Here is a 22,445-nt window from a genome sequence, read left to right as displayed (position 1 = left end):
AGGTGGCGCACGCCGTTTGCCTGCGCGCGAGGAGGCCCCGGTTTGATCCCGCTGCACGACGACATACCTTCCCGGCGCTACCCGGTGGTAACCCGGCTCCTGGTGGCGACCAGTGTCCTGGTGTTCCTCTACGAGTGGTCCCTGCCGGCGCAGAAGCTCTGGGGGGTGGTGCACTACTGGGGGGTGGTGCCCGCCCGCTACTTCCCGCTGGAAGATGTGCTGGCCTACCGGTGGCAGCTGCTCGTGCCGCTGGTGACGTCCATCTTCCTGCACGGAGGATGGATGCACCTTGCCGGCAACATGCTATACCTGTGGATCTTCGGGGACAACGTGGAGGACAGGATGGGGCACGGGCGCTTCCTGCTGTTCTACCTGCTGGTGGGGGTGATCGGCAACGGGGCGTATATCCTGGCCGACCCTGGCGTGCGCGTTCCCGCCATCGGGGCCAGCGGCGCCATCGCCGGGGTGCTGGGTGCGTATCTGGTCAGCTTTCCCGGAGCGCGGGTGGCCACCCTGGTCCCGCTGGGGATATTCCTCACGGTGGTCCAGGTGCCGGCCGTCCTCTTCCTGCTGGGATGGTTCCTGCTGCAGCTTGCCAACGGGGTGGCGGCGCTGGGCGTTCCCAGCGGCCGGCAGATAGCCTGGTGGGCTCACATCGGGGGATTCCTGGCGGGGTTGGTACTGGTGGGGGTGTTTGCGAGCGACAGGCGTGCCCTGTATCGCTAGGCGGATGGGAGGATCCTGCTCCGCCACCGGCGACGGAGCGGCCCCTCATGGGACGGATAGTTCTCGGGGGAGTCGCGCGCGACGGCCTGCCGTCGCCGGCGAAAGACATATTGCCAAGGGAGGAAAGAGCGTGGACAGAGTGACGGTGAGCGTGATCAAGGCTGACGTGGGGGGGTTCGTGGGTCATTCTTCGGTACACCCGGCGCTGAAGGAGCGGGCAGAGGAATGCCTGGGAGCGGCCGGGGGGTTGCTCGTGGACTTCCGGGTGTCTTCGGTGGGTGATGACCTGGCCCTCATCATGACCCACCGGCAGGGGGTGGACAGCCCGCCCATCCATGAGCTATCCTGGAACACCTTCGTGGCCTGCACGGAGGTGGCTAAGAAGCTGAAGCTGTACGGGGCGGGTCAGGACCTTCTCAGCGATGCCTTTGCGGGGAATGTGCGGGGCATGGGGCCGGGCGTGGCGGAGATGGAGTTCGAAGAACGCCCGTCGGAGCCCATCGTGGTGTTCATGGCCGACAAGACCGAGCCCGGGGCCTTCAACCTCCCCCTCTACCGGATATTCGCCGATCCCTTCAACACCAGCGGTCTGGTCATCGATCCCAAGATGCACGCCGGCTTCCGGTTTGAAGTGATGGATGTGCGGGAGAAGGCAGTGGTAACCTTCAACCTCCCCGAGGAGCTATACGACCTCCTCATCTTCATCGGGGCCCCCTCGCGCTTTTGCCTGAATCACATAGTCAGCAAAGAGACCGGCGAGGTGGCGGCAGCCGTGAGCACCCAGCGGCTCAGCCTGATGGCGGGCCGGTACGTGGGTAAGGATGACCCCGTGTGCGTGGTGCGCTGCCAGAGCGGGATGCCGGCCCTGGGCGAGGTGCTGGAACCCTTCGCCTGGCCTCACCTGGTGGCGGGGTGGATGCGCGGCTCCCACGTGGGACCGCTCATGCCCTGCGGCGTGGCCCAGGCCACTCCCACGCGCTTCGACGGCCCTCCCCGGGTGGTGGCTCTGGGGTTCCAGGTGGCGGAGGGGCAACTGGTGGGTCCCCAGGACCTGTTCGCCGACCCCGCCTTCGACCGCGCGCGGCAGCTGGCTCTCGAGATCGCCGATTACATGCGGCAGCACGGGCCCTTCGAACCCCACCGGCTCCACCTGGAGCAGATGGAGTACACCACCATGCCTCAGGTGATGAGGCGCCTGGCGAATCGCTTCCTTCCCGTCGGGTAGCATCGTTTCGTTCCCCCAGCTCTCCCGGTCTGCGGCCCCGGGGCTCCTGTTCCCCACGGTGTCCGCTGTGTATCCGGAGCATGGGGGCGGCGCCGCGGTTAAAAGGCGGGCGGGCGGGCACCCTTATATAGCGGGGTGCGGCGCTGCGCGCGCCCCCGGATCGGGCTGAGCCACCGGACCGCGGCGTGGCCGAGCGTTGACAGCCTTCCAGCGCTCAGGTAAAATGAGCACATCTTGGGGGAACGAGGTGATGCCCCGTGCCGAAAGATGAGGACATGGATACGGTCGTTCTCACCGATGAAGAGGGTAAAGAGCACGAGTTCGCCATCGTCGACGTCATCGAGGTCGAGGGCAAAGACTACGCCATCCTCCTGCCCGTGGACGAAGAAAGCGAAGAAGAAGACGAGGGCGACGCCGTGATCCTGCGTATCGACACGGATGATAAAGGTGAGGACGTCCTCGTAGATATTGAAGACGATGAAGAGTGGGAAAAGGTAGCCGACGCCTGGGAGGCTCTCATAGAGGACGAAGAGGATCTGGACGAGGACTTCGACGAGGACGAGGACCTGGAAGAGGAAGACGAAGATCTGGAAGAAGAGGAAGAAGAAGAGGAGGAAGAAGAGGAGGAAGAGGAGGACGCGGAAAGGGGCAGGGGCAAGAAGTAGCCGTTCCCTCTCGGATCAGATGAGAAGCGGCTCCGTATCGGAGCCGCTATTTCGTGGTTCCGGGGGCCGTCCCGGGGGCATTCCGGGCGCGATGTCAGAAGGTCTATTCCAGACGGCGCCCAGGGGGGTTGGCCCTCAGGCGCAGCTTGCGCAACTCCAGCCGGTCGCTTTCCGCCTTGAGGTACACGTAGTCGCCGCTCTTTATGCCCAGGAGACTGAGCACCTGCGGGGTAAGCGGAAGGAAACCTCCTGCTTCCACAGTAACCTTTCCCACGAACTGTCCGGGCACGTTTTCTGCCGCCCTGCTCACCGGGTGCTTCCCCCTTCCGCCTATCTCGGGCCACGTCCCTGATTATACGGGGGCGGGAGGCACGAACCGTGTCGTTTTTTGGGTCTGGCACCAAAGGGGGCAGCAGCGTATCATATAGTAGTCAGGAGCGGGGGAGAGCCTATGTCCGGGCAGGATTCCAGGTGTTCATCCCTGGTCCGGCGCCGCGGCCGCAGGCTGCTCTCGAGGCCTGGGGTGGCTGGAATCGGTGCGGGCAAGAATGCCCGGGGTGAGGACTGCCTGGTGGTTCTCGTCGAGGATGAGCTCTTCACCCAGACGCGTCGCCTGCTGCCCCGGCGGATCAAGGGCCTGCCCGTGGCAGTCGTGGAGACGGGTGTGCTGAGGACGCTGAGCCGGCCGATCGAGTAACACCCGACCCTCCGGCGGCATATGGATGGACTATGACGCTGGGGTTGGGGGTGTCCGCATGGACACTGGCATGCTGGCGGGTCTCTTTGCCGCCATTTTGCGTTGTTTGGGGCTGTGGGGCGGATACCTGGGGAACGGATCCTTCCCCCGGCCGCTCACTCCCCCGGAAGAAGCCAGGTACCTGCAGGCCGCGAAGGCCGGCGACAGGTTGGCCCGCAACAAGCTCATCGAGCACAACCTGCGCCTGGTCGCCCACATCGTAAAGAAGTTCGAGAGCACCGGGGAAGACATAGAGGACCTGATTTCGGTGGGGAACCTGGGTCTGATGAAGGCCATCGACACATACGACCCCGCGCGGGGAACCAAGCTGGCGACATACGCGGCCAAGTGCGTGGAGAACGAAATCCTCATGCACCTGCGCGCCCGGAAGAAGAAAAGAAAGGAGGTTTCCCTCCACGACCCCATCGGGGTGGACCGGGAGGGCAACGAGGTCACCCTCATGGAGGTGCTGACCACCGACGACGAGGCCATCCCCGACCTGGTTGACTCGCTCTGGCAGCGTGGCCGGGTGCGCCAGTGGCTGGAGGCCTTGCCCCGCAAGGAGCGCGAGGTTCTGGAGCGGAGGTACGGCTTGAGGGATGGGATACAGCACACGCAGAGGGACATCGCCCGTCAGCTGGGGATTTCCCGGTCCTACGTGAGCCGCATTGAGAAGCGGGCCATCCAGACCATGAATTCCCTCATCCAGGGTGTTTAGGGCCGTGACGTGATATAATGTCGCTACCATGGCATTCCTGGAGTACCTGCGTCCGCGGCTGACCGTTTCGAGCATCTACGATCTGGACCTGGAAGACCTCTGGCAGCGCGGCATCCGGGGCGTGATCCTGGACCTGGACAACACCCTGGTGCCCTGGGGATGCGGCCAGGTGAGCGGGCGGTTGCTGGCCTGGGTCGGACGGACCCGGGAGCGGGGTTTTCAGCTCTGCCTCTCCGCCAACGCCCGGGCGGCCAGGGTGAAGGAGATTGCCGGCCTGCTCGGGATACCCGGCATCTCCAATGCCGGCAAGCCGCGACGGCGGGCTTTCCGGAGGGCCATGCAGATCATGGGTACCGCACCCGCCCAAACGGCCATGGTGGGAGACCAGCTGTTCACCGACGTCCTGGGGGGCAACCGCCTGGGGCTTCTCACCGTACTCGTGACCCCGCTGGCGGCCCGGGAGTTCTTCTGGACTCGTCTAATCCGCCACCCGGAGCACCTCATCCTCCGTGCCCTGGGGGTAGTCCCTCCGGGCGGCCCGTCCCGCTGAGAGACACCCCGGGCTGATCGGTCCGGTGGGGGGGGCCAGGTTAGCGGGCGGTGCGATAGCGCCTGACCGCTTCCAGGTGCTCTCTCAGGGTGCGGGAGAACTGGTGGGTGCCGTCGCCCCGTGCCACGAAGTAGAGGTAGTCGGTGGCCGCCGGTTCCAGCACGGCCTGCAGGGCCGCCTTTCCCGGGTTGGCGATGGGTCCGGGGGGCAGTCCCGGATGCACGTAGGTGTTGTAAGGGGAGTCCACCTGCAGGTCGCGCCGCAGCAGGCCTCCCGTCCTGCGCAGGGCGTAGAGGACGGTGGGGTCGGCCTGCAGGAGCATGCCCCGTCGCAGGCGATTCCAGAACACTCCCGCCACCAGGGGGCGCTCTTCCGGCACCCCCGTTTCCTTCTCCACGATGGAAGCCAGGGTGACCACCTCGTGCACGGACAACCCCTGCGCCCTGGCCTTGTCGGCCAGTTCCCGGTCCCAGATCTCGCGGAAGCGTTGCACCATAAGGGAAATCAGCTCGGATTCGGCGGTCCCCCGGGGCACCCGGTAGGTATCGGGGAACAGATAACCTTCCAGGGGATAGCGCACCCGCCCCGGCTCAGGAGGCGAGTGCGGCGCCAGCTCCAGACGACGGGCGGCATCGAGGAACTTCTCCCGGTCGGCCAGACCCTGCCGGGCAAGCAGATCGGCTATCTGCTCCACCGTAAAGCCTTCAGGGATGGTAAAGGGATAGGTGGCCACCTCGCCCCTCACCAGGCGGCGGATGATTTCCCGCAGGCCCATGGCGGGGGTGAAATCGTACTCTCCCGCGTGCAGCCGGGTGGGTACGCCCATCCACTCGACCAGGGCGCGGAAGGCGAGGGGATGGCGGATCAGCCCTGCCCGGTACAGGATTTGCCCGATACTTTCTACGGGAGAACCCGGCGGGATGACCACCCGCACGTCGGCGCGGGACGCAGGGTCAACGGGGCGTGACGCCCATGCCACGGAGGCCCCGATGCACGCGACCAGTGCCAGACACGCGGTCAGGATGAGAAGGGGACCGCGCCCGGGGCCAGGACGGAGGTGGCGCAGCCGGTGAAGGGATCGTCCGAGCAAGGTGCCCAGCAGAAGAATCCTCCTGTTCCCGATTTCGGCACTGTGCCCTCGTCTCCCTCCCCCGACTTCCGCCCGGAAGAGTTGGGTACCCGGCAGTTGCAGGCCCTGGAGAGGATCATCCAGGAGACCATCTCCGCCATCGATCGCAGCAGGGCGCAGATATACGCCATCGCTGAGTCGGCCCGGTCCGAGTACGATAAAGTTAAGGGAGAGCTGGAAGAGGTTCGCAAGCAGGTGACCGTCCAGATCGCCCTGGTGGACCAGTTCGAGCAGCAGGAGCGGGCGGCCCGCGTCGCGCTCATGCAGGTGAGCGCGAACCTGGCCGCTTACGGCGAGGATGCGGTGCAGGCCGCCTATCAGAGGGCGGTAGAGACCCGTGCTCAACTCCTGACCGCTCAGGACAGGGAAAGGGAGCTGCGGCGCCGCCGGGAAGAGCTGGAGCGCCGCTTCCGGGGACTGGAGCAGGCGGTCAGGCGGGCGGAGGAACTGGTGGCCCAGGTGGGGGTGGTGCTGGGCTACCTGTCCGGCAACCTGCGCGACCTCACCGCCCAGGTGGGCTCGTGGCAGGAGAGATTCCGGCTGGGTCTCAGCCTGCTCAAGGCTCAGGAAGACGAGAGGCGGCGGCTGGCCCGCGACATCCACGATGGGCCCGCCCAGACCATGGCGGCGGCCATGATGCGGTCGGAGGTCTGCGGGCGGTTCCTGGAGGAGGACCCGGGACGGGCAGGGCGCGAGTTGGGGGACCTGAAGGAGCTGCTTGGTGCCTGCCTGTTCGACCTGCGGCGCATGATCTTCGACCTGCGCCCCATGAGCCTGGATGAGTTGGGCCTGGTACCCGCCATGCGTTCCTGGCTGGGAGGCTGGCAGCAGCGAACGGGGGTGGAGGTGAGGCTGGAAGTACGCGGCTCCGACAGGCGCTTTCCTCCCGCGGTGGAAATCGCCCTCTTTCGCGTGCTTCAGGAAGCCCTCAACAACGTCTGGAAGCACGCAGGTGCAGACAGAGCAGCGGTAGCCCTCCACACCAACCGGGACCGCGTGCGCCTGGTGGTCTATGACCGGGGTAAAGGATTCGACCCTGCCACCCTGCCGCCCGACACCTTCGGGCTGGCCGGGATGAAGGAAAGGGTGCAGTTCCTGGGAGGGAAGTGGTGGATCAAGTCCCGGCCGGGCCGGGGCACCCAGGTCGGGGCGGAGATCCCCCTTCCTCCGGAGTAGAGAGGTCGCATGAGGCCATGCGGGGCACCTGCAGGCGCTGCCACCCCCTGCGGCCTGCGTGAATGGCGACAGGCGCAGCAGGGCGCTGAGCGTTCGAGGGAAGGGAGGGCGGCGCATGGAAGTGGCGGTGCTGGTAGCCGATGATCATCCTCTGGTTCGCCAGGGGCTCCGGGCGGTACTGGAGCTGGAACCGTCCTTCCGGGTGGTGGCCGAGGCCTCTGACGGGAGGGATGCGGTGGAGAAGGCGGCCGAGATGCCCTCCGGGGTGGTGGTGCTGGACATCAGCATGCCCGGCCTGAACGGTATCGAGGTGGCCCGCTCTATCCGTCAGACCCGCCCCGACCTGGGCATCGTCCTGCTTACCATCCACGATGAGACTCAGTATCTGCAGGAAGCCTTGCGCGCTGGCGTCAACGGCTACGTGCTGAAAGAAGCGGATCCTCCTGTCCTGGTGGACGCCATCCGGGCGGCCGCCCGCGGCCAGCTGTTCATCCATTCCCCTTTGGCGCAGAAGCTGGCCCGTATCCCCTGCCGGCCGCAGGAACGGCAGGGGCCCGGGGGCCTGTCGGCCCGCGAGTGGGAAATCGTGGGCTTGATCGCGCAAGGATTCAGCAGTGCCGACGTGGCCCGGAGGCTTTACGTAGCACCGAAAACGGTGAAAAACCACCTGAGTAACATCTACAGCAAGCTGGGGGTCAAAGGCCGCTCGGAGATGCTGGCCCTGTGTTACCAGAAGGGCTGGATCAGGGCGCGGGACGCTTCCCGGTAGGACCCCCGGCCCTCACCGGGGCCAAAGGTCCCGGACGAAAAATGAGGCTGATGGACTCATGCTGGGCAGGCTGCGGGCCTGCTATTTTGTTCCCGGAGACTCGGCAGGGAACCGCAGGGGAAATCGGCACGGAAAGGAGGGTCCACAAATGCTGAACCCGCTCAACTACCTCATCACCTGGTTGCGGGCGCGGTGCCGGGACGAAAACGGTCAGTCGCTGGTCGAGTATGGTCTCATCATCGCCCTCATCGCAGTTGGTGTGATCGTGGCACTAGGTGCACTGGGTGTCAGGCTGAGCGACCTCTTCACCGGGATCAAGGACAAGCTCCAGTTGCCTGGCCCCTAAGAAAGGAAGCCCCGCCCCGTCGGGTCCCGCCGAACAGGTGGGACCCGTTTTCTTCAGGGTGGAGCCGGTGCGGGAGGGTCGCCGGGGTAAGCGGCCGGGGGGAGAGCCGGTGAGAGCGCGAGTGAGAGGACACGGTGCAGGAGCGGGCGAGCGGGGCCAGGCGCTGGTGGAGTTGGCCCTGGCCCTGCCCGTCCTGCTGGTGCTGCTCCTGGGCATCCTGGAGTTCGGCATGCTGCTCAATGTGTACCTGACGGTGGAACACGGTGCCCGCGAGGGCGCCCGGCTGGGCGCTACCGGTGCGGAGGATCAGGCTATAGCAGACCGCGTGGTGGCTTCGTGCCCGGGCCTCGACCCGGCCCGGCTGGAAGTGGTGATATCGCCCCCGGCTTCGTCCCGGTCCACGGGGGACACACTGGAGGTCATCGTGCGCTTCGCCTACCGGCCTCTGATCGGTCTCTTCCAACCCATCCTGGGGTCCACCGTCCTGGTCGAAAGGCGGGTCTACATGCGCATCGAGTGACGGCGCTGCTCGGCGGGTACCTGGTGGCGGGGGTTGGCGGGAGTGAGGGCCTGCAGGTGCTGAGGGAGCGAGGTGAGACCGTGCGCGACGAGAAAGGCTACGTCCTCGTCATGGCGGCGTTAATGGGTGCCTGCCTGATGGGGGTCGCGGCGCTGGCTCTGGATGCGGGGCGGGGCTACCTGGCTCGCATGGAGCTTCAGGACGCGGTCGATGCCGCTGCTCTGGGCGGGGTAGCGGAACTCCCGGGGGATCCGGTGGCAGCCGAGCAGGTGGCGCACGCATATGCCTCCCGTCACGGCCTTGATCCCGGGCAGGTAGAGGTGGACGTAATGACCGCCAGCGAAGCACGGGGAGAGGCCCCGGCTCCGGGTGAGCCGCCCAGCGTGATACGGGTGACCGCTGCCGCCGATCCGGGCACCACCTTTGCACGCATATGGTCGGTGGAGCATATGCCGGTGGGAGCGCGGGCGGAGGCGTCCGTGGCCCCCCTGGGCGGCGCCCGGGGGGTGGTGCCTTTGGGCGTGGGTGAGGAGGATTTCGTGGTGGGGGAACGGTACGCCCTCAAGCTGGCGGGAGGGAGCGGAGAGCACGGAAACTTCCATGCCCTGGCCCTGGGAGGCCGGGGGGCGCGCAATTACGAGCAGAGGCTGGCCGAAGGCTGGCAGCAGATGGTGCGGGTGGGGGACCGGCTGGAAACCGAGCCTGGCAACATGTCCGGTCCCACAGGCTGGGCCATCGAGGAGCGGCTGGCTCGGGCCCGCCCCGGAGAGACGTTTACGGACTATGCTCCCAACTCTCCGCGCCTGCTGCTTCTGCCGGTGGTCGACTTCTCGGGAGTGCACGGCCGGGACGAAGTCACCGTGGTTGGTTTCGCCTACTTCTTTCTTGAGGACTACACCGGCGAGGGGTCGGAGTCGTGGGTATACGGGCGCTTCCTGCGCCGGGCAACGGCGGGGGAGCTGGGGGCATGGGAGGGGGCGGCCTCTTGGCGCGCCCTGGGGGTAAAGCTGACGAGGTGAACGATCGGGGGGCGGTGGCATGACGCGCAGGCAAGTACTGAAGCTCATACTGCTTCCGGTACTGGTAGGATTGGTGGCGGTTTCAGCCACCTACGCTTATCTTCAGAAGCTGGCTCCCCGTCCTCCCGAGGAGGTACGGGTGGTAGCTGCGGCCCGGGCCATGTCGTCCGGCACCGTGCTGACGGCTGCGGACCTGGTGCTCAAGGGTGTGCCTCCTTCCCTGGCGGGCCCGGAGACGCTGACGGACCTGACCCAGGCGGAAGGCAAGGTGACCCTGGTACCCCTGGTGCCCGGAGAGCTGGTCCTGCGCAGCAAGCTGGTCTATCCCGGCACCAGCCTGGGACTGGGCAGCCACCTTCCCAGCGGGTACCGGGCGGTCACCGTGGCTGCCGACGAAGTGAAGGCAGTGGCGTGGTTGCTTCGGCCTGGTGACAGGGTGGACGTGATCGCTACCTTCCCGCGGGAAGTGGCAGGGGCGGACAAGTCCCGTTTGCTCCTGGAAGACGTCCAGGTGGTGGCGGTGGGCCGGACCACGGAGGTGGTGCCCCCCGCCAAGGCGGCGGGCGGGGAAGTGCGATCGGTGACGGTGGCAGTGACTCCGGAGCAGGCCATCGCTCTGGCCCTGGCCGAGGAGACGGGGCGCATCCGCCTGGCCCTGCGCCCGCTCACGGGGGAGTGGACGAGAGGCGAGATCGAGCTGACCACCGCATCCTTTTCGGCCGGAACAAGCGCCCGCCTCAAGCCCGTTCCGGGTCCGGCCCTGCGGTCGGTAGCGGCCATGTTCGAGGTGCAGTCGGGCCAGCTGGCTGCGCTCGGCTTAGGGCGGGGGTGGCCCGCCGGCATCATCACCAGGGATGCGTCTTTCCGGAGGGAAGTGGAATCTCTCGTCACTCAGGGCAAGGGTCGGCTGATCGCCCGGCGAGAGCTGTCCGGTGGATCCGGAGTACCGGTTCGCTGGGAACTGGAGTCGAGCGTGCCGGTTTCCGGGCGGGGGGGCCTGGCCTGGATCAGCTACGGCTTCCGCCTGGAGGTGGTGGGAGTACCCGCCGACAAACGGGGTTGGAGGCTGGATGCCAGCGCAGAACTCCGGTATCTGGACGTGCCGCAGACCGGGTCTAACGGGGAGCCCCTTCTGGGCGCGTTAGGTACGGACGGCCGGGCAGAAGCGACCCTGGGGGCGGAGGAAGTGCAGCCCGGCTCCGAGCGCCTGGCCGGCACAGTGACCCTGGGTGTGGGGGACTGCCTGGTCATTCATGGGCTCCTGGGTGCCCAGTGTCTGGGAGCACCTGATGGCCTCTCCCGCCTGGCTTTGCCAGCCAGCCTCCGTTCTGACGAGGTGGAGCGAGGCACGAGCGAGATGCTGGTCCTCCTGTGGGTTCTCCCGTGAAGGAGTGACGGGCATGGAGGAAGACAGGATCCGGGTCCTGATCGCGGAGGACTCCGCCGCCTGGCGCAGCACCCTCAGAGCCATGCTGGGGGGCTCGGGGGATGTGGAGGTGGTAGGCGAGGCGGAGGACGGGACGAAGGCGGTCGCCATGGCCATCGCCCTCCGGCCCGATGTCATGGTGGTGGACATGCGCCTTCCCAGCCTGGACGGAGCCCAGGTGGCGGAGGCGGTGCGGGGGCAGCTTCCCACGTCCGTAATCGTGGTTTCGGTTGAGTCAGGAGCGGAGGAGTTCCGCCGGGCCATGCGGGCGGGTGTGAGGGACTACCTGGTAAAGCCCTTCGGTGCCGACGAACTGTTGGCTGCCATCAGGGCGGCGGTGGATGGAACGGGGGACTTGCCTCCCACTCCCCATCCCGCTTCGGGGGCGCTGAGCGTGGTGTTTTTTGGCCCGGCCGGTGTGGGTAAGACCACCCTGGCAGTCAACCTGGCGTCCTGGCTCGCCTTGCGCGGGCGTAAGGCCGTCCTCATGGACCTGGACCTGGAGTTCGGGGTGGCCGGGCCCCTTATGGGTGTGGAGCCGCGCACGAGCATCATCGACCTGTGCCGCCGCGAGGGGGAGCTCACCGACGACATGATACTCAAGGTCCTTACCCCCGGCACGGCGGGCCTTCCCGGGCTGCTGGCGGCTCCGCCCGAACCGCACCTGGCTGCAGAGGTGGACGGGGAGGCACGCAGGGAAGCGGGTCGACCGTACGTAACCCAGGTCATCTCCCGCCTCCGCCGTCTGTGCGACTACCTGGTAGTGGATACCCAGAGCACTTTTCGGGAGGCCACACTGGCGGCCCTGGATTCTGCCCAGGTCGTCATGCTGGTGACGACCGCCGAGGTGCCTGTGCTTTACCGCGCGGGGCGGATCCTCGACGTGCTGCTGGGCAAGCTGGGTTACCCGTCCGAGAAAGTGCGCCTGGTGGTGAATCGGTACGATCCCCAGCGCTCGATAAAGCTCGAGCAGATATCCCGCGGCCTGGATCATCCCGTTTCCTACGTCATCCCTGCAGACGAAGGCACGGTGCTGGGGGCGTCCGATCGCGGCCAACCTTTTGTCCTCAAGCGCGGCCGGAGCGAGGTGGCCCGGGCCCTGGTAAGGATGGGAGAGAGCCTGGCGGGGCCGGGTGGGGAGGCCACCGGGGAGGTGGTGGACGGCCTCGGGGAGGTACCCGCCCAGCCTGTGCGCGACCGGCAACGGAGGCCGCCGCGGCCTGCGCGGGCGACACCCGCTCGCAGCGCCTCCGTTTACGACCGTCTGGTGGGGACGGGCTGGGCCCCCGAGGGAATCATGAGGTGGCAGGGGGGTGGAGCATGAGCCTGTATCGGCGCGTCATGGAGAAAGCAGGGGAATCGCCCGGCAGGGAGGACCGCTCCGCCCGGGGTGCCCCGTTCTTGCCCGGTGCGTCCAGCCAGCCGGAACCTCCGCGGCAACCTGCGCCGCCGCCGGGGCCCCGGGCACCGGAACAGCCCCAGCAGGCGGCAGTTGCCGCGCTGCGGGCCAAGGCGCAGGCCAGGTTGCTGGAACGGCTGGCCACCCGCAAGGAGCAGGTCGCGCCGGGGTCCGAGGTCCGGGAAGTAATCATGGCAGTCCTGGGCGAGGAAGGGGTTTCCCCTTTGGAGCAGGACGGGTTGGCCGACGCCATTACCGCCAGCATAGTGGGATACGGGCCCATCCAGGCGTTCCTGGATGACCCCACGGTCACGGAAGTCATGGTCAACGGTCCGTATCAGGTTTACATCGAACGGAACGGGCGTATCGAGCCGACCCCGGTGCGCTTCTCCGGGCCCAAGGAGGTGCTCGATCTCATAGAGCGCATCGTGGCCCCCCTGGGCCGGCGCATCGACGAGGCCTCCCCTATGGTGGACGCCCGTCTCCCCGACGGTTCGCGGGTGAACGCCATCATCCCTCCCGTGGCGGTGACCGGTCCCACGCTGACCATACGTAAGTTCAGCCGCCAGCCCCTTACCGCTTCGGATCTGGTACGCCTGGGAACGGTGGATCAGCGCATCTGCGATTTCCTGAAGGCTGCGGTGCTCGCGCGCCTCAACACGGTGGTTTCCGGCGGGACCGGTAGCGGCAAGACCACGACCCTGAACGTGCTTTCCTCGTTCATACCCAGGCACGAGCGGATCGTCACCATCGAGGATGCGGCAGAATTGAGGTTGCAGCAGGAACACGTGGTTTCCCTGGAAGCACGACCTCCCAACCTGGAAGGCGCGGGGGAGATCACCATCAGACAGCTGGTGCGCAATGCCCTGCGGATGCGGCCCGACCGGATTGTGGTGGGCGAGGTGCGCACGGGCGAAGCCCTGGACATGCTCCAGGCCATGAACACCGGTCACGACGGTTCCCTGACCACCGTCCACGCCAACTCGCCGAGGGACCTGCTGTCGAGGCTGGAGACCATGGCCCTCATGGCGGGGATGGACCTCCCCCTGCGTGCGGTCCGGGAGCAGATAGCGGCGGCCCTGGACCTGGTCATCCATCAGGCCCGTCTCAAGGACGGCACCCGCCGCATCACCCACGTCACGGAGGTGCAGGGGATGGAGGGGGACGTGATCGTATTGCAGGACATGTTCCGGCTGGAAATAACGGGAATCGGACCCGACGGCAGGCTGATTGCGGTACACCGGCCCACTGGCATCGTGCCTCGCTTCTGGGAGCGACTGACCGGCACCGGGGTGGACCTTCCGCCCGGCCTGTTCAACCCCGACGGCAGGGAGGCGAGGTAAGATGGGTGTGGTGCTCGCGTCGGTTTTCGCGACCGCCGTGCTGACCACTCTGTGGGCCATCTGGCCCGCCCGCCCGGTCCCCGCGGCCAGGTGGGAACGGCCGAGCCGCCGTCCGGGCGATGCGCTGGAGCATTGCACCAGCTCAGCCGAGCGTCCCAGTGGGGCATCGGAGCGGCCCGGCACCGGACGCCACCGTGCCGGCAGCAGGCCGGACGGCCAGGGCGGTGTCGCGGGTGGCGTACGCCGGACGGCACGGTGGATACGCCGCGTGGTCTGGCGGACCCGTGGCCCGGACGGGCGGGTGGGGCACGGGCTCGGAAGCCTCGTCTCCCCCGGCAGGCTCGAAAAGGCCCTGCTCCGGGGGGCGATCGAACTTACGCCGGCGGAGTTTTGCCTGTTGAGCCTGGTGACCGCTGCGGTGGGCACCGTTGCAGGCCTCCTGTTCGAAAGGCCTGCCCTGGTCCTCTCGTGCGCCGCTGCAGGCGGGGCGATTCCCTCACTCTGGTTGAGGCGGCGGGTGGCCCGGCGTATCGCGTCCTTTGAGCGCCAGTTGCCGGACGCGCTCACCATGATAGCGGGAGCACTGCGAGCAGGCCAGTCCTTTCTGCAGGCGGCGGACACGGTGAGCCGGGAGGTGCCGGCACCCCTCGGCCCGGAGCTGTCACGGCTGGTCCAGGAGACACGTGTGAACGTCCCCCTGGAGGATGCTCTCCGCCGCCTGTCGGCAAGGGTCGGTAGCCTTGACCTGGATCTGGTGGTGGCCGCCGTCAGCGTTCAGCGGGAGGCCGGCGGCAATCTTGCCCAGGTGATCGACCGCGTCGGCGAGACGATCCGCGACCGTTTGCGCCTGCGGGGGGAGGTCCGCACGCTCACCGCCCAGGGACGACTGTCCGGGATCATCGTGGGGAGCCTGCCCCTGGTCCTCGGCGCGCTGATATGGTGGCTCAGCCCCGAGTATCTGGAGATCCTGGTGACGAGTGGCCTCGGGCAACTGATGCTGGGTGCCGCTGCCCTGCTGGCCGTGATCGGTTTCTTCGTCATCCGCAAGCTGGTCAGTGTGGATATGTAGGGGGCCTCGGGGAATGGAAGCTTACCTGCGCCTGGGTTTGCTGACGTTGAGCTTTCTGGCGGGGTGGGCGCTCACGTACGCCGTCGTCGCTCCCACCGAAGAAGAGACTGCTCTGGCCCGACGACTGCAGCGGATGGGCCGGGGGGCGCCAGCACCCCGGCCTGACCGGGCGCCTCTCCGGGAACGGGCCCTGGCTCCAGTGCTTCGGGACCTCCGACAGGTGGCAGTGCGCTGGACCCCGACGCGCATCAGGCGGCAACTCCAGGAGAGGCTGGAGCATGCCGGTCGTCCTTTGCCCGCCGACAGCCTGCTTGCCGCCAAGCTGCTGGGCAGCCTGGGGGGGATGGCCGTGTCGCTGGTTTGGGCAGGGACCGGGTCGGGTGGCCTTTCCCTGGTGTCGTTCCTGGCCTGGCCGGTGGTGGGGTACTGCCTGCCCGACTTCATCTTGGGGCGGGTAATCTCGCGGCGACGCGCCGCCATCAGGAAGCGCCTGCCTGATGCCATCGACCTTCTGTGTGTCTCCGTGGAGGCCGGCGTGGGGTTCGACGGAGCACTGCAGAAGGTAGCCGAGAAGCTGCCCGGACCTTTGAGCGATGAGTTGCAGGTCTACCTTCGAGAAGTGAACGTGGGAGCCACCCGGGCAGAGGCACTGGAGCACCTGGCCAACCGGGTGGGCCTGGCGGAACTCAGGGCCTTTGCCGGGGCGATCATCCAGGCGGAGCAGCTCGGCACCGGGCTGGCCCGGGCGCTCCGGGTTCAGTCCGACGAGATGCGGAGGCGTCAGAAGCAGAGGGCCGAGGAACTGGCCATGCAGGCTCCCGTGAAGCTGGTGTTCCCGCTCGTCTTCTGCATCTTCCCTTCCCTGCTGGTGATCATCCTGGGGCCTGCCGTCCTGCATATCCTGGGGGCGTTCCTCCGGCCGTGAAGGCAGTACGGGTTACTAATGCCAGTCGAGGAACGATCCTGGCCGACCGGGCGTGGGTGGCCGATATCTGCCTGAGTCGGCTGCGGGGCCTGCTGGGCAGGCGGGGTCTTGCCCCCGGAGAGGGCCTGCTCCTCACGCCATGTCGAGGCATCCACACCTTCGGCATGAGGTTTCCTATCGACGCGCTGTACATAGCCGGCAACGGTCGGGTGATCCTGGCGTGTACCCTCATGAGGCCCAACCGATGGGGCCCATGGGTCAGGGCTGCCACGTGCGTGCTGGAGCTCCCTGCCGGCACGGTTATGGCCACGGCAACTACGGCGGGAGACAGGCTGGCGGTCAGCGCCGTCCAGGCGGACCCCCACGCGCGAGATCCGCTCAGTCACTGAGGACGATGGCCAGGTCCTCGAGAGACGAGCCCTGGATGATGAGCTGGAGGGGATGCTGGCGACTTCTTCCGCCCGTCCTGGCTTCGAGGAGCACCGGGTAGGCGCCGTCGGCGGTGTCGGGCAGGGTGCGGAAGCTCCCCACCCAGGTGCCTGTTTCGCGGGCGAGCAGGGTGATCCGCTCGCCCCAGGGAAGGTCCGCTCGCACCGAGGACACGTTGGGGCTGGTGAAGGCCAGCACCCGTATGCGGCCGCCTGCGCGGGCGGGGTTGGGGTCCAGGGTTCCGGTGAGGCTGAGGGGGTCGCGCAGGTAGTAGCTGAGATCGAGGGAGCGGGTGGTGCCCGGAAACAGGGCCACCAGCCTGACCCGCCGGGATCCTTCTTCTCCGTCCCCGGGTGCGGTGAAGGTCCCGTGCCAGCGGTTGCTTCCTACCATCTCAGGAGGCGAGGCGGGGACCAGTTCGAGCAGGACGCCGCCCGTGTGAGCAGTCACCCGCTGGGCTCCCCCGGTGGTGGACGCGTCGATCACGAGGCGTTCGGCCGGAGCCACGTGGGCGGGATGGATCTGTCCCCACAGTCGTCTCCTTTCCAGAGTGAGGGGTTTGAGGGCGGACCGCCACGTCTCGCCGCGGGAGTCGACGATCCAGGCCTGGTAGAAGTAGGTGCCGTCGGGAAGGGTCCGCCCCCCATCGCCGCGGCCGTCCCAGGCCAGGCAGAGAGGTGGCTCGCCCGGGCAACCCTCCGGGTAGAAGGAGCGGTACCATTCGCCCTCCAGGTTGCCGATGGAGAGGCTCCATTTCCGGGTGGAGCGATTCTTCAGGGTGCGGAACCTGAAGGTGGCGGTGTCCTCCACGCCGTCCCCGTCGGGGCTGAGGCGGGGCGGGTCGGCGGTGGCGTCTATGAGAGCTGATCGCACCATGAGCGCCGCGGCCTGGCACCGCCAGATGTGGTCACGGGGATGCAGGCGGCCGTCGTCGTAACCGATGATGATCCTCAGCCGGATGGCCAGGGCCATCTCGGGCGCCATCGAGGGATCCACCTGACAGCCGTCCGGGAAACGGTCCAGGTATCGGCTCGCCTCGGCCGCCATCGCCCGGGCGAAGGGGCCCAGGCCCAGTGCCCGTATCAGCAACGCGACGGCGTGCTGGCGTTCGATGAACTCGTGGGGCAGGAACCCGTCGTCCCCTACGCCCATGACCCAGCCCCGGGCGGCCAGGGCTTCGATGTACCCGTATGCGGGCTCGTCGCCGTAAAGGCAGAAACCCCGGGGAACGTCGGCAAAGGTCGGGCGGGAGTCATCTTTGGGTTGCAGGCGAAAGGTCTTGGCCATGAGCAGGGCGTACTGCGCCCGGCTGATGCGATCGTTGGGGTAGAAGCGGGAAAGCGTCTCCTCCCAATCGCCCCACGGCGTCCATCGCCAGCGGGTGAACACCCACCCGTCCGCGCACTCTTCCTCCCACATGATGCGGATGTCCCGGTAAGCCCAAAAGCGGGATGACACGTCCTCGTACCACGGGTCCCCCGGCGTAGCCCCGTGGGTAGCCCCTGCGGGTGCCGGAAAGGTGGCTGCCACTCCCACCACCAGCACCGCTGCCAGCAGCAGGCGGACGCAGGCGGCCACCTCGCTGCGCGGGTTCGACATACCGGTTCCCACTGTCCTCACCTCCAGGGAGGGGGCCGCCGGCTCCCCTATTCTCCCATATTTCGGGGTGCTTGACAAGATCTGGGGACCATGGTAGGATAAGGTCGAAATGGGGAGGCGGACTGCCCCGGGGGTGACGGCCGCGCGAGCGGAAGGGGGGCAAGCATGCACACAGGCCGTACGTGGAGGGGCAGGCGTCGACTCGGGAGCCGCCGGCGTCTGTTCGCCTCCCCGCGCCTTCTCTTGCGAGTGGTCGGGGTTGGCGGGGAGGTGGGGCTGTGGCAGGCAGATGGCGGATGGCAGGCAGTGTGGTGCTGGCGCTGGCGGCGGCCCTGACGGTTTACTTTTACCTGGATGGCCTGGGGCGGAGGTATCCGGTGGTGGTGGCGGCCGGCCCCGTGCCGATGGGGAAGGTGCTGGGGGCGGGTGACCTCCGGGTGGTGATGCTGCCGCGGGATGCCATACACGCTCAGGCGCTGAGGTCTCTGCGGGATGCGCTCGGCCGGGTGACCGCCGCGGACCTGGTGGCGGGCGAACAGGTCCTGATGAGCCGGACCCGGTCCCGCGAGGAAGCGGGGCCGGGTTGCGAGTTGCCCCCTCAGCTGCGGGCGATGCTGCTACCGATCCCCATGGAACGGTGGGGCGGAGGTGCGTTGCAGCCGGGGAGCCTGGTGGACGTGGTCTTCGTGAGCGACGTTCCGGACCAGCCCGAGGTGGCACGGGTTCTCGTTGCAGGAGTCAGAGTGCTGGGGGTGCGCGACGAGCGCGGGCAGGCCTGGACGCGGGGCAAAGACCTTCCCCTGGGCGTGCTGCTGGCAGTCACCGTGGAGGAGGCGGAGCGGTTGGCCTTTGCCCTGGAGCATGGCTCCCTGTATCTGGCGCTGTGCCCGTTCGAGCCCCAGGTCGTTGCCACGCCCGGGGTGACCTGGGATAACCTGTTTTTCGGTACAGGTGCCCAGACCACCGGTGAGGGTTCGTCTCGGGAGGACGTCCCATGAGCGCGAATGGGGCCGGAGTCATGGTGGCCGGGCGGGACCCGCTGCTCTCTGTGGCTCTCAAGCGCAGCGGAATTCCCCCCGCGGCGGAGGTTACTCAGGCAGAGCTGCTGTTCGGCGCCCTGGACCGGTACCGGCCGCGCGTGCTGGTACTCGCCCCCGACCTGGAAGGGACCTACGACCTGGGGGCCATCGCCGGCAACCTGACCTGGTTGTTCCCGGACCTGCCCGTGGTGATGGTGCGGGCGTCAGAGGCGCCCGACCCCGGGCAACTGCCCGCTGGCTGGCACGTGTTTCCCTCACCGCCAGACTACCGCCGGCTGGTCGAGACCGTCCGGCAGATGCTTGGCGGCGGCGATGGTGGTGGCTCCCACCCGGCCGCAACGTCCGCGGCGCCGGAGTCGTCGCCATCCACCCCGGCCGGCCCGCAGCCGCTCGCTCGGCCCGCGCCGCCGCCCTCTGCGGCAATGGTTGCGCCGCAGCCCGCCGTGCAGGGTCTGCCCTCCAGTCTGCCCGGTCCGACCAGGGCTGCCACCGGTGCCGCCGCCGACGCGCCGCGTCCACCCCTGTCTCCCCGGGGGGTCGCTGCGACCAGCGGCCCGGTGGACGTATCGCGGCCGCCCCCATCCCCGCCGGAGCCGGCCCGGACCGGTTCCGCGGCTGGCGCCGCTCGTGTGGCAGCATCCGGCTGGGGGTGGCAGGGTTTTCCCACGCCGCAGGTGGTGACCGTCTGCAGCCCTAAGGGGGGAGTGGGAAAGACCTTCGTCGCCGTGAACGTCGCCGCCGCGCTGTCCTCGCGGGGACAGGAAGTGCTCTTGCTGGACTGGGATCTGCCTTCGGCGGACGTCAGCATTCACCTCAACCTGCAGGGAGGACCCGGGATGCTGGATCTCCTCAATTCCGGGCGGGAGGTCAGCCCGGAGGTGCTGCGCGAGCACCTGGTCAGGCACCCTCCGTCGGCGCTATACGTGCTCAAGGGTCCCTCGCGCCCGGAGATGGCTGAGTTCATCGGGCAGGATCACCTGCGTTCGGTTCTGGCCAGCGCGAGGGGAAGTTTTCCGGTGGTGGTGATCGACACTGCGCCCAGCCCCTGCGACGAGGCACTCTGCCAGGCCCTGGAGAGTGCCACCCGCATCCTGCTGGTAGTGGTACAGGATCCGGCCTGTCTGTATCAGGCCCGGGTCTTCCTGGACCTGATGCCCAGGCTGGGAATACAGCGGGGCGCAATAGGCCTGGTCGTCAATCGCTACCATGAAGGCGCCCCCGACGCTCGGGACATCCACGCCTTTCTCGGGATGGCCCCCGTGGCCTTGCTGCCAGACGACCCCGGTGCGTGCCGCTCCGTGATGCAGGGCACCCCTTACCTCCTCCGCCACACCGGTCCCCTGGCCACCGCCCTGTTCGACCTGGCCCAGGGCATCATCCCCGCCCCGGATGCACCGGCGCGCGCGCCCGAACGAAGGCGGGGTTGGTTTCTCCGCCGAGCATCCCATCGCCCGGCGCGGCTCTGAGGGGGGGTTCTCGTGGGCGGGCTGTTGAAGCGTCTGGCGGCCCTGCCGCCGTCGGCCGGGGTACCCGGAGGCGACGGCGAGAGCACACCCAGGCTGGATGACCTCTTGCGTGCGCTGCAGCCCCGTCTTCTGGACGAGTACGGCCGGCTGGTCAACGAAGCCCGGCGGGACCGCAGCTGCCGGGAGAAGCTCAGGTCGGTCGTCCTGCAGACGCTGGTGCGCGACAATGTGGGCCACGCCAGGTTGAGCAGGGAGGTCCTGGCCGACGAGCTGACATCGGCCATGGTGGGATATGGGCCCCTGGAACCTCTGATGGCCGACCCCGAGATCACCGAAGTGATGGTGAACGGGCCCGGACAGGTGTTCGTGGAAAGGCGGGGGAGAATCGAGCCCACCGGGATAACGTTCCGGGACGAAGAAGACCTCATGCACCTGGTCACGCGCATGGTGGCACCCCTGGGCCGGCGGGTGGATGTTTCCTCGCCCTACGCCGACGCCAGGCTCCCCGATGGTTCCCGCATCAACGTGGTCATCCCACCCTTGAGCCTGGTGGGCCCGGTGCTCACCGTGCGCAAGTTCCCGGGCCGTCCCCTTTCCCTGGAGGACCTGGTCGATCTAAGGACCATGAGTGTTGAGGTAGCGGACTTCCTCTCCCTGTGCTTCCGCGGACGGCTCAACGTCCTTATCAGCGGCGGGGCCGGTTCGGGCAAGACCACCACCCTGGGTGCTCTGGTCAGTTCACTGGCGGCGAGAGAGCGTGTCATCACCATCGAGGACTCGGCGGAGTTGCGCGCGGATCTTCCCCACATCGTGCGACTGGAGTGCCGCCCGCCCAACGCCGAGGGGCGGGGCGAGGTCACCATGCGACAACTGGTGCGGAACGCGCTGCGCATGCGTCCCGACCGTATCGTGGTGGGCGAGTGCCGGGGTGGGGAGGCGCTGGACATGCTGCAGGCCATGAACACCGGTCACCCGGGGTCGGCCTGTACGGTGCACGCCAACTCGAGCGCGGAGGCCCTGACACGCCTGGAAAACATGGTGCTGATGGCCGAGGCCAACCTGCCGCTCAACGCGATACGGCAGCAAATCCGCAGCGCGCTGGATGTCATCGTGCAGCAGGCCCGCTTTCACGACGGACGCAGGCGAGTGGTGGAAGTGAGCCTGGTTAGTACGGACGGGTTGCCCCTTCACCCCGTCTTCCGGTACGCAGCCGATTCCGGCGGCACGGAACGCTTCGAGCGGGTGGCCGAGCCGGCCTTTGAGCCCGGTCAGGCTGAAAGAATGGCAAGGGAGGGGCTGGCGGTGCCCGCCTGGCGACAGGGAGGGACCTCTGCAATCGACAGGTCAGCGGGCGACGGCCCCGGTGCCCCTGTGGATCGCCCCGGGGGCCCCGCGGTGGCCCCGGTGCCGCGCGCGACGGGAGGGAGAATCCGGCATGACGGCGCCCTGGGTGAGTATGGTGGTGTTCCTGGCAGTGCTGGGCGCGGACCTGCTGCTCAGGACGACGCCGGGCCGGCTCGCGGGTAGGCTTGGCGAACCGGCGGTGCGGAAGCCTTTGAGTTGCCCGGGGCGACTCCGGACGGTGCTGCTTTCCTGGCGGGACCGGCGTGCCATTGAGGCCCAGCTCGGCCGCCTGGCGGAAATCCTGGCCGGGGCGGTGGGAGTGGGGATGAGTGTTCCCGGTGCCCTGGAGCACGCCGTCCGCCAGGTATCCGGTCCCCTGAGAGGGGAACTGGAGCAGGTGCTCAGGGAGTATCACCTGGGCATCTCCCTCTCGGGAGCCCTACGCTCCTGGAAGATGCGGGCAGGATCGCGGGACGTGGACCTTCTGGTGGACACCCTGGAACTGGTGCGGCAGGTGGGTGGCAGCATGTCGGCCCCACTGGCCCAGGTAGCCGCCACTCTGGAGCGGCGGAGGCGTGATCGCCAAGACGCCTGGGCGCAGGGGGCGGAAGCACGTCTTTCCGCGGCAGTGGTGGCATCGGTGCCACCTCTGGTGATGATAGCCACCGCCAGATCGCAGAGCGAGACGTGGCGGGTCGTGGCGGAGACTTCAGCCGGTCAGCTGGCGCTTGGCTTTGCTGTCATGACGTGGCTGCTGGGCGTGGCGGTCACCCTCTTTCTTTTGCGGCCGCCCCGGTAGGAGCGGCGGGGCCCTCAGGTCCAGCGA

General features: G+C 67.8%; 23 protein-coding genes and 1 pseudogene. 21 read left to right on the top strand and 3 right to left on the bottom strand.

What is annotated here, in order from left to right; translation table 11 throughout:
- The first annotated feature begins 42 nt into the window (after window positions 1-42).
- The 3 genes and pseudogenes from QME70_02365 to QME70_02355 all read left to right on the top strand — a co-directional run bounded on the left by QME70_02365 (window position 43) and on the right by QME70_02355 (window position 2,487).
- The gene (locus QME70_02365; protein MDI6893456.1) at window positions 43-726 is read left to right on the top strand and encodes a rhomboid family intramembrane serine protease; all 684 of its coding nucleotides are present in this window, start codon (window positions 43-45) and stop codon (window positions 724-726) included.
- Between the two features lie 130 nt (window positions 727-856).
- On the top strand, window positions 857-1,951 hold the full coding sequence (gene fbp / locus QME70_02360) for a fructose-1,6-bisphosphate aldolase/phosphatase (protein ID MDI6893455.1): 1,095 nt from the start codon (window positions 857-859) through the stop codon (window positions 1,949-1,951).
- Between the two features lie 275 nt (window positions 1,952-2,226).
- Window positions 2,227-2,487: pseudogene (locus QME70_02355) on the top strand (DUF1292 domain-containing protein).
- 232 nt (window positions 2,488-2,719) lie between these two features.
- Here the strand turns inward: QME70_02355 and QME70_02350 are convergent.
- A complete protein-coding gene (locus QME70_02350; GenBank protein MDI6893454.1) occupies window positions 2,720-2,926 on the bottom strand; it encodes a hypothetical protein in 207 nt (68 codons plus the stop codon).
- Window positions 2,927-3,139: 213 nt separating this feature from the next.
- On the opposite strand from QME70_02350, the gene QME70_02345 reads away from it, so the two are divergent.
- From QME70_02345 to QME70_02335, 3 genes are read left to right on the top strand one after another with little or no spacing between them, the layout of a single operon-like run.
- Window positions 3,140-3,313 (top strand): hypothetical protein, encoded by a 174-nt coding sequence (locus QME70_02345; protein MDI6893453.1) that lies wholly within the window; start codon window positions 3,140-3,142, stop codon window positions 3,311-3,313.
- Window positions 3,314-3,371: 58 nt separating this feature from the next.
- Window positions 3,372-4,070 carry an RNA polymerase sporulation sigma factor SigK gene (gene sigK / locus QME70_02340; GenBank protein ID MDI6893452.1) on the top strand — a complete coding sequence of 233 codons (699 nt, stop codon included), beginning with the start codon at window positions 3,372-3,374 and terminating at the stop codon, window positions 4,068-4,070.
- A gap of 28 nt (window positions 4,071-4,098) precedes the next feature.
- Window positions 4,099-4,620, top strand: coding sequence for a YqeG family HAD IIIA-type phosphatase (locus tag QME70_02335; protein MDI6893451.1), 522 nt, complete (start codon window positions 4,099-4,101; stop codon window positions 4,618-4,620).
- A gap of 40 nt (window positions 4,621-4,660) precedes the next feature.
- Here the strand turns inward: QME70_02335 and mltG are convergent, their stop codons facing one another.
- A complete protein-coding gene (mltG, locus tag QME70_02330; GenBank protein MDI6893450.1) occupies window positions 4,661-5,710 on the bottom strand; it encodes an endolytic transglycosylase MltG in 1,050 nt (349 codons plus the stop codon).
- On the opposite strand from mltG, the gene QME70_02325 reads away from it, so the two are divergent.
- The 11 genes from QME70_02325 (at window position 5,690) to QME70_02275 (ending at window position 16,130) form a co-directional block, all read left to right on the top strand.
- Entirely contained in the window at window positions 5,690-6,925 is a 1,236-nt protein-coding gene (locus QME70_02325) for a sensor histidine kinase (protein ID MDI6893449.1), read from the top strand. The two genes, mltG and QME70_02325, sit on opposite strands and share 21 nt — an antisense overlap.
- Window positions 6,926-7,040: 115 nt before the next feature.
- Entirely contained in the window at window positions 7,041-7,694 is a 654-nt protein-coding gene (locus QME70_02320; protein ID MDI6893448.1) for a response regulator transcription factor, read from the top strand.
- A 148-nt stretch (window positions 7,695-7,842) separates the two neighbouring features.
- Window positions 7,843-8,040, top strand: a complete 198-nt coding sequence (locus tag QME70_02315; protein MDI6893447.1) for a Flp family type IVb pilin — start codon at window positions 7,843-7,845, stop codon at window positions 8,038-8,040.
- A gap of 109 nt (window positions 8,041-8,149) precedes the next feature.
- Entirely contained in the window at window positions 8,150-8,560 is a 411-nt protein-coding gene (locus tag QME70_02310; GenBank protein MDI6893446.1) for a TadE/TadG family type IV pilus assembly protein, read from the top strand.
- A gap of 56 nt (window positions 8,561-8,616) precedes the next feature.
- A complete protein-coding gene (locus tag QME70_02305; GenBank protein ID MDI6893445.1) occupies window positions 8,617-9,579 on the top strand; it encodes a pilus assembly protein TadG-related protein in 963 nt (320 codons plus the stop codon).
- A 19-nt stretch (window positions 9,580-9,598) separates the two neighbouring features.
- Window positions 9,599-10,966: a Flp pilus assembly protein CpaB gene (cpaB, locus tag QME70_02300; GenBank protein ID MDI6893444.1), complete on the top strand. Its 1,368-nt coding sequence runs from the start codon at window positions 9,599-9,601 to the stop codon at window positions 10,964-10,966.
- Between the two features lie 13 nt (window positions 10,967-10,979).
- On the top strand, window positions 10,980-12,329 hold the full coding sequence (locus tag QME70_02295) for a response regulator (GenBank protein ID MDI6893443.1): 1,350 nt from the start codon (window positions 10,980-10,982) through the stop codon (window positions 12,327-12,329).
- Entirely contained in the window at window positions 12,326-13,747 is a 1,422-nt protein-coding gene (locus QME70_02290; GenBank protein MDI6893442.1) for a CpaF family protein, read from the top strand. Before QME70_02295 ends, QME70_02290 begins: the two co-directional genes overlap by 4 nt.
- Window position 13,748: 1 nt before the next feature.
- Window positions 13,749-14,816, top strand: coding sequence for a type II secretion system F family protein (locus QME70_02285; GenBank protein ID MDI6893441.1), 1,068 nt, complete (start codon window positions 13,749-13,751; stop codon window positions 14,814-14,816).
- 13 nt (window positions 14,817-14,829) lie between these two features.
- Window positions 14,830-15,741 carry a type II secretion system F family protein gene (locus QME70_02280; GenBank protein MDI6893440.1) on the top strand — a complete coding sequence of 304 codons (912 nt, stop codon included), beginning with the start codon at window positions 14,830-14,832 and terminating at the stop codon, window positions 15,739-15,741.
- Window positions 15,738-16,130, top strand: coding sequence for a DUF192 domain-containing protein (locus tag QME70_02275; protein MDI6893439.1), 393 nt, complete (start codon window positions 15,738-15,740; stop codon window positions 16,128-16,130). The genes QME70_02280 and QME70_02275 overlap by 4 nt, the downstream gene beginning before the upstream one ends.
- On the opposite strand, the gene QME70_02270 is transcribed toward QME70_02275, so the two are convergent.
- Entirely contained in the window at window positions 16,120-17,781 is a 1,662-nt protein-coding gene (locus tag QME70_02270; protein MDI6893438.1) for an S-layer homology domain-containing protein, read from the bottom strand. The two genes, QME70_02275 and QME70_02270, sit on opposite strands and share 11 nt — an antisense overlap.
- Before the next feature lie 266 nt (window positions 17,782-18,047).
- Here QME70_02270 and cpaB (QME70_02265) point away from each other — a divergent pair, with 266 nt between their 5' ends.
- The 4 genes from cpaB (QME70_02265) to QME70_02250 are packed head-to-tail and all read left to right on the top strand — an operon-like array spanning window position 18,048 to window position 22,418.
- Window positions 18,048-18,767: a Flp pilus assembly protein CpaB gene (gene cpaB / locus QME70_02265; GenBank protein ID MDI6893437.1), complete on the top strand. Its 720-nt coding sequence runs from the start codon at window positions 18,048-18,050 to the stop codon at window positions 18,765-18,767.
- Complete coding sequence (locus QME70_02260; protein ID MDI6893436.1) at window positions 18,764-20,275, top strand: P-loop NTPase; 1,512 nt, start codon at window positions 18,764-18,766, stop codon at window positions 20,273-20,275. The genes cpaB (QME70_02265) and QME70_02260 overlap by 4 nt, the downstream gene beginning before the upstream one ends.
- Before the next feature lie 12 nt (window positions 20,276-20,287).
- A complete protein-coding gene (locus tag QME70_02255; protein MDI6893435.1) occupies window positions 20,288-21,802 on the top strand; it encodes a CpaF family protein in 1,515 nt (504 codons plus the stop codon).
- Window positions 21,711-22,418: a type II secretion system F family protein gene (locus tag QME70_02250; GenBank protein MDI6893434.1), complete on the top strand. Its 708-nt coding sequence runs from the start codon at window positions 21,711-21,713 to the stop codon at window positions 22,416-22,418. Before QME70_02255 ends, QME70_02250 begins: the two co-directional genes overlap by 92 nt.
- Window positions 22,419-22,445: the final 27 nt, after the last annotated feature.

This window comes from Bacillota bacterium (assembly GCA_030019365.1).
Classification (GTDB): Bacteria; Bacillota; Sulfobacillia; order JACIYH01; family JACIYH01; genus JACIYH01.
Note: the sequence above shows the minus strand (reverse complement) of the source record. Positions and strands in the feature narration are given on the sequence as shown.

Coding starts and splice junctions, on each gene's coding strand:
- QME70_02250 (MDI6893434.1), top strand. CDS start 21,711: ATGACGGCGCCCTGGGTGAGTATGGTGGTGTTCCTGGCAGTGCTGGGC.
- QME70_02280 (MDI6893440.1), top strand. CDS start 14,830: ATGGAAGCTTACCTGCGCCTGGGTTTGCTGACGTTGAGCTTTCTGGCG.
- QME70_02295 (MDI6893443.1), top strand. CDS start 10,980: ATGGAGGAAGACAGGATCCGGGTCCTGATCGCGGAGGACTCCGCCGCC.
- QME70_02315 (MDI6893447.1), top strand. CDS start 7,843: ATGCTGAACCCGCTCAACTACCTCATCACCTGGTTGCGGGCGCGGTGC.
- sigK (MDI6893452.1), top strand. CDS start 3,372: ATGGACACTGGCATGCTGGCGGGTCTCTTTGCCGCCATTTTGCGTTGT.
- QME70_02320 (MDI6893448.1), top strand. CDS start 7,041: ATGGAAGTGGCGGTGCTGGTAGCCGATGATCATCCTCTGGTTCGCCAG.
- QME70_02290 (MDI6893442.1), top strand. CDS start 12,326: ATGAGCCTGTATCGGCGCGTCATGGAGAAAGCAGGGGAATCGCCCGGC.
- QME70_02285 (MDI6893441.1), top strand. CDS start 13,749: ATGGGTGTGGTGCTCGCGTCGGTTTTCGCGACCGCCGTGCTGACCACT.
- QME70_02335 (MDI6893451.1), top strand. CDS start 4,099: ATGGCATTCCTGGAGTACCTGCGTCCGCGGCTGACCGTTTCGAGCATC.
- QME70_02260 (MDI6893436.1), top strand. CDS start 18,764: ATGAGCGCGAATGGGGCCGGAGTCATGGTGGCCGGGCGGGACCCGCTG.
- cpaB (MDI6893444.1), top strand. CDS start 9,599: ATGACGCGCAGGCAAGTACTGAAGCTCATACTGCTTCCGGTACTGGTA.